This is a genomic window from Streptococcus mitis, from assembly GCF_005844455.1.
GTDB lineage: Bacteria > Bacillota > Bacilli > Lactobacillales > Streptococcaceae > Streptococcus > Streptococcus mitis_BF.
Map to the genome: position 1 here is coordinate 1 of NZ_SPGF01000079.1, position 6,252 is coordinate 6,252.

At 37.0% G+C, this 6,252-nt stretch carries 6 protein-coding genes; 1 reads left to right on the top strand and 5 read right to left on the bottom strand.

Features of this window, described 5'->3' with window-relative positions; translation table 11 throughout:
* Positions 1-76 precede the first annotated feature (76 nt).
* From FGQ53_RS10790 to FGQ53_RS10800, 3 genes are read right to left on the bottom strand one after another with little or no spacing between them, the layout of a single operon-like run.
* The gene (locus FGQ53_RS10790) at positions 77-973 is read right to left on the bottom strand and encodes a DMT family transporter (RefSeq protein ID WP_138338724.1); all 897 of its coding nucleotides are present in this window, start codon (positions 971-973) and stop codon (positions 77-79) included.
* Positions 974-981: 8 nt separating this feature from the next.
* Positions 982-1,917 (bottom strand): serine hydrolase domain-containing protein, encoded by a 936-nt coding sequence (locus tag FGQ53_RS10795; RefSeq protein ID WP_138338727.1) that lies wholly within the window; start codon positions 1,915-1,917, stop codon positions 982-984.
* Complete coding sequence (locus FGQ53_RS10800; RefSeq protein ID WP_138338730.1) at positions 1,914-2,639, bottom strand: CppA N-terminal domain-containing protein; 726 nt, start codon at positions 2,637-2,639, stop codon at positions 1,914-1,916. The genes FGQ53_RS10795 and FGQ53_RS10800 overlap by 4 nt, the downstream gene beginning before the upstream one ends.
* Before the next feature lie 293 nt (positions 2,640-2,932).
* On the opposite strand from FGQ53_RS10800, the gene FGQ53_RS10805 reads away from it, so the two are divergent.
* A protein-coding gene (locus FGQ53_RS10805) for an IS630 family transposase (protein ID WP_229090372.1) occupies positions 2,933-3,723 on the top strand; the annotation gives its coding sequence in 2 pieces (ribosomal slippage) (positions 2,933-3,251 and positions 3,251-3,723; 792 coding nt in all).
* Positions 3,724-3,809: 86 nt separating this feature from the next.
* Here FGQ53_RS10805 and FGQ53_RS10810 read toward each other — a convergent pair.
* Both FGQ53_RS10810 and FGQ53_RS10815 read right to left on the bottom strand, forming a co-directional pair.
* Positions 3,810-5,840, bottom strand: a complete 2,031-nt coding sequence (locus tag FGQ53_RS10810; protein WP_138338733.1) for a thiol-activated cytolysin family protein — start codon at positions 5,838-5,840, stop codon at positions 3,810-3,812.
* A 152-nt stretch (positions 5,841-5,992) separates the two neighbouring features.
* A partial coding sequence (locus FGQ53_RS10815) for a transposase (protein WP_171019144.1) occupies positions 5,993-6,252 on the bottom strand: 260 nt, incomplete at its 5' end.

Sequence of the window (6,252 nt, forward strand, 5' to 3'; positions counted from 1 at the left end):
AGGATTGGAAAAAAGTGTTTTAAAGTCCACTGTCAGCAGACAATGGACAAAGTTGCTTTTTGGAAACAATTGAGTATTATTTTTCTAAGAGTAAATCTTTCAACGAAATCAAAGTTACAGCAAACAATATCATTGCCATACCAAGAAAATCAATGGGATAAAATTGTTCATTCATGATTAAGAAGGCAAAGAAAACAGCCGAAATTGGCTCAATTGAAGCCAACAAACTTGACTTGACCGGCCCAATCAGACTGACTCCTTTTAGAAAGGCTGTATAGGCAAAGACAGTCCCGATAAGGATAATACCTGCAAAAGCAAGGAGAAAATCAAGACTAGTCGGTATATTGGCCTGTAGAACCCCTGTAAAAGGAAGGGCGACCAAACCAGCTATGACCATTCCCACACCAATGGCCAAGCTACTCCCCCACTTCTTAATCAAGGCTATGGGTAAAATAATATAAAGGGCGTAAGTCAGAGCAGAAAAGAGCCCCCAGAATAAGCCAGAAGGTGTAATGGATAACTGGTCCAACTGCCCATGTGTTGCGATCAGGAAGGTTCCTCCGATGGCTAATATGATAGAGACAATCTCTCCCAGTGTCGGCGCCACCTTATCCTTGATACAGCTATAAATCAAAATCCCGACAGGACAAACATACTGAAGCACTGTCGCGGTACCTGCATTGGTCTCCTGAATAGCAGTTAGATAGGCAAATTGATTGAGGAAGAGACCAATCAGAGAAAAAATGAGAAGAGACAGCAGATTCTTTCTATCCTTTAAAAAGGCCAGCATTTTATCCTTTGCAGTAGCATAAGCCAAGAGCATGAGAATCCCACCAGCGATTAAAAGTCGTAAGTTAGTCAAAACCAGAGCCGAAATTCCGTGCGCCATCAGGTATTGGCCACTCGTTCCTGACAATCCCCAAGCAATACCAGCCACAACTGTTAGTAAAGTCCCTTTTAAAATATTTGACATGTCTCTCCTTACCCTTCTTTACGAATCAAGTCCATCACTTGATTGCGGTCTAATATCCACTGGGCACGTTCATCCTTTTCATAGGTACGATTCGATAGAAAAATAGCAGCTTCTTGCTTCTTACGATTCCACATGATAAAGGTACCTGTATAGCCCGTATGGTCTAGCCAATCTCCCTCCAAATTCCATGCTAAAGAACGTTCCTTGTCATCCAAAGGAGAAAAATTTTGACTCAAGTCTCTTGCAAAATCATCCTCTAAATAGTGTTCTAAAAAGATTTGTAAATCCTTTACAGTCGAAAATAAACCAGCACTACCTGCATGTCTGCCCAGGAGACGAGCCTTGGGATCATGTACCATACCGGCCTCTACACCTCTAACTGTTGGAACAGCAAGCCCAACAGGCCCAAACTGGGTTTCCGTCATTCCCCAAGGTTTCCAGATTTGTTCTTGTAAAATCACATCCAGGTCTTGATTAAAGATTCTTTCCAAAATAAAGCCCAACAGTAAAAAATGAACATCCGAATAAAGAAAGGCAGGTTGACTTCGTCTCTTGAGATGAGACATCGCTTCCTTTAATTCAGGAGCTGTTAAAAGATCACGATTGGGAATAAAAGGATCAAGGTCTGTAGCGTGAGTTAAGAGCTGGCGAATAGTGATGTCTGGATAATCACTCTCAGCTAAAAAATCGGTTACCGGTCTATCAATATCTAATTGACCTTTATCCCACAAGAAGGTAAAAACTGTGCCAACCCCAACAATCTTACTGACACTAGCTAGGTCATAAACTAGTCCTGCCTCAGTCTGCAAGCCATGCTCTGGGTCACTCTGGCCAATATAGAACTCCGTCCATTGATTGTCCTTAAAATACGCAAAAGAGGCTCCAGGATAAATCCCTGCCTCGATTTGTTCTTCTATTTTTTTTATAATCTTGGTCCACTTCATACTTCTTCAAACCACAATTCAACATTATTTCTATCTTTACCAAGGAAGAATTTTTCAGACTTAGGAATAAAATATTCTGTAGAATCAAACTTCTGGCGAAGACTTTCTATATCTAGTTCATTGACCAAAAACTTGAGCATAGATAAGTCCCAAGTAACCGTATTGTCCACAGTCAAATCTTGCCCCTGAGCTGGGATAAAATCAAGTGATGCCCCAATTTCAGATAGTTCCAAGAAACTTTCGATATCAGTTGGGAGATGTAATTCCATAGAAATCTCAAATTCACTTAAAGAAATTGATGCCAAATCTGTTTGAAATTCAAGTTTTTCTTCTACTTCTACTAGACTTGCTCTGTCATCTTCTGAATGAATCAAAATCAAATCATTTTCTGGTGAAAAAATTTCAAAAGCGTAGCCATTTTGACCTTTATATAATCGATAAATCGAATCTGTTTTAGATAAGAGTCCTTCAATTTCTAAAGGATTTTCCACCTTGACAACTAATCTGGCTAGTTTTTTTATTCCCTCTACCTTACGAGTACGCATACTGGGAGATTCTTCTAAAACCAGCTTTTCAAGACCCGTTTGGTCACCTAGTGACAGAAAGGCTGACTCTTCTAATAAGGCCTTCATTCCAAGGGTTTCAATATAAAATGTTTCATTTAATTTTCTATTATTAACTTTTAAAGTAGGAATAATCCGTACAATTTGATTTACATTCATAAACTCCTCCATCACTTTTTATTTTATAGGATTTTAGAATTTTTTACAAGATATTATGCTCAAATTTACCAATTTTCACCCCATTAAAAATTTTTCTTCAAAAGGCTGGCCCAAAACTCCATGTTTAGGAAAAAATACAAAAGTCAAAAAGCAGACCAGAAGACTTGTTTTCTACAATTCAAAATACTGATTTTAGATTTAATATAAAACTGGAACGCTATAGTAGATTGAAATAATATGTGAACAAATTGATTAGGAAAGTCAAATTAATGTATAGAAATATTTCAGCAACCATGGCATATTCAATAGATTTTCGTAAAAAAGTTCTCTCTTATTGTGAGCGAACAGGTAGTATAACAGAAGCATCACACGTTTTCCAAATCTCACGTAATACCATTTATGGCTGGTTAAAGCTAAAAGAGAAAACAGGGAGCCTAAACCATCAAGCAAAAGGAACAAAACCAAGAAAAGTTGATAGAGATAGACTCAAAAACTATCTTAATGACCATCCGGATGCTTATTTGACTGAAATAGCGTCTGAATTTGACTGTCATCCAACTACTATCCACTATGCTCTCAAAGCTATGGGCTACACTCGAAAAAAAAGAACCACACCTACTATGAACAAGACCCAGAAAAAGTAGCTTTATTTCTTAAGAATTTTAATAGTTTAAAGCACTTAGCACCTGTTTATATTGATGAAACAGGATTCGATACTTATTTTTATCGAGAATATGGTCGCTCATTAAAAGGTCAGTTAATAAGAGGTAAAGTATCTGGAAGAAGATATCAGAGGATTTCTTTGGTTGCAGGGCTAACAAATGGTGAGTTAATCGCTCCAATGACCTACGAAGAGACGATGACGAGCGACTTTTTTGAAGCTTGGTTTCAGAAGTTTCTCTTACCAACATTAAACACACCATCAGTTATTATTATGGATAATGCAAGATTCCATAGAATGGGTAAGCTAGAGCTCTTATGTGAGGAGTATGGGCATAAACTGTTACCACTTCCTCCCTACTCACCTGAGTACAATCCTATTGAGAAAACATGGGCTCTTTTGTCTTGTTCTTGTTTCAATTGATTGTCTTTGTTGATTTTTGATTTTGGAGGAGTATTAGAAATAAAAAGAACCAGCTCTTAGAACTGATTCCTTTTACAAGTGAAAAATTAGTTATTTTCAACTTTTTCATCGTATTTTGGTCTTAGTGTTGTACCTGAGTTAATAATTGTACGTTTTTGAACAAGAGGAAGGTCTGTGCGATTATAAACTGTACGCCATGGTTCCCAAACAAGACCTGTTTTTTCTTGAATTTTCACGCGTATATTACGTACATTTCCTTTAAATTGAAGTTCAGTTTGGAAGCCAGCTGTTCTGTTTTTACCATTATCTTCCCATTGACGTGAGCGAATGCTTTCAACTCCATCCTTATCATAAGTTACTTCATCCCAGTAAACATAGTAACGAGCGATATAAGCTCCCTTATGCTGTAAATTGAGATAACCATTTTTGTATGAAGTCACTTTAGTTTCAATGTAGTCTGTATTACTTTGAATTGTGGCTACTTGATTATCTTTCAAGAATGCAGTCTTATAAGAAATTGGAACAGCAGGATTTTGTGTACTAAATGTAGCTCCTTCTTGAATCAACTTCTTCAAATCTTCTACATTACCTGTCACAACATGTGCAGCTCCATCAGCATTCCCGCCTACGATTGAAACTGTTACAGTTGTATCCTTCAAGACACGCGCCCATTCAGATTCTGGTTTAATAGGTACTCCTTTGATAACAGCATTGATTGCTGCTTTCAACTCTGTACTCTTGCTTGTTGTTTCAAACTTAACATACATTTGACGTCCGTATGAAACGCTAGATACATATACAGGAGGTGTTTTTTCATCAATTCCACGTGCTTTCAATTGATCAACCGTTACTCCTGAGGCAAATACATCTGATGGATTTTTTGGAGCATCAAAGTTAGCAGTAAAGTAAACTTGTTTAAAATCAACAACTTCAACTTGTTTTTCACCCTTGTTCACAGCCTCAAAGTCAATTTTCAAATTAACACCGACTTTTTCAAAGTCACTTCCGAATTTTGCTTTCAATTGATTCATGCTATAAGCAGAAGTTGATGCGTACTGCATACGTGCTGGAGCAGGATTTTTCGCAGCATATTTTTCATACCAACGATTTAACAAGGTATTCACACCTTCCTGCATACCACTTGCAGTTGGACTAGCATCTACATAGCTATCTCCGCCTACCATTCCTGGTAAATCAACACTAATTCTACCTTTGCTACGATCTAAGCTAATTTGTTGTGGTTTATTTTCTAGGAGATCTTGATTTGCTTTAAATAAAGCACCTAAGAAGATATCTCCGTTACCATTTAGGGCAACATCAGCAGAACCATTAGAAAGGTTCTTCTTCACTTTTTCCACAACCACAAACTCATTTCCTTGTTGTTTTGTGCTTGTATTAGTATAATTTTCTAATGCTTCGCCTTTTCTAGTTAAAATATTTAGTTTATCGTAATTTAAACCAAATAAATAGTTATTTAGTTCTGCAGTAAAGTCTGTTGTTGCTTTGCTTTCAGGTTTAGCGTTAGTCGCTGCTTTTTCTTTTGCAGAGCGATACACTTCTACCTCTGCTAAGCTCAGTGGTGTTTTTGAATTATTTAGCTCCACTTTAACATATCGTGCATTAACTCCAGCGAATTGAACGTCAATTGTTGGTTGATTGTTTAAGCTATCAATGTGTTGACGAGTTACTTCCTTACCATCTTTATCCAACAAAATAACATCAAAATTAGATAAACGATTTGCTACATTCCCATCTCCACGATTGTAAATACGAACAGTTCCCACACCTTCTTCTTTTGCTAGATCAACTTTCCACCAAGAATGATCTTGAAAATCTGTATGAGTAACTGAACGATTGTCCCAGGCATTATCACGATTACCGTCAACTGCTCTAGAAGCCTCCCCCTCATAAGCAGTCGAACTCTGACTTGCAGACTTATGAGCAGCAATATTTTCACCAGCAACTGCAGCAACGCTTGGTTCTGTTGCTTTTACTACATTTGTTTGAAATACAAGGCCAGAACCTAGCAAAAATGTTGCAATGGCAACACCACATACTCCAACACTACATTTACGAATAGAATAACGAAATCCTTTATCTTGTTTATTTTGAAACATAAAAAACTCCTATATATGTTTGTACGAATTATTTCTTGAACACGCTTTCTTGAAACAATAAGAGTATAACATAAAAATATTATGGATGCAATCATTTTCTTAAAAAATTATTATTTTTTATTAGCTCAACTTGTATAGTTGCCCATATATAGTCAATTGAAACAAGAACAAGACAAAAGAGCCTCGTAAAAAGTATTGGAACTTGGTAATACCTTTTTGAGGTGCTTTTTGATATGAGCCCATGTTTTCTCAATAGGATTGTACTCAGGCGAGTAGGGAGGAAGAGGTAAAAGTTTATGCCCAAACTCTTCGCATAAAAGCTTTAGCTTCCCCACTCTATGGAATCTTGCATTATCCATAATAATAACTGATGGTGTGTTTAATGTTGGTAAGAGAAACTTCTGAAACCAAG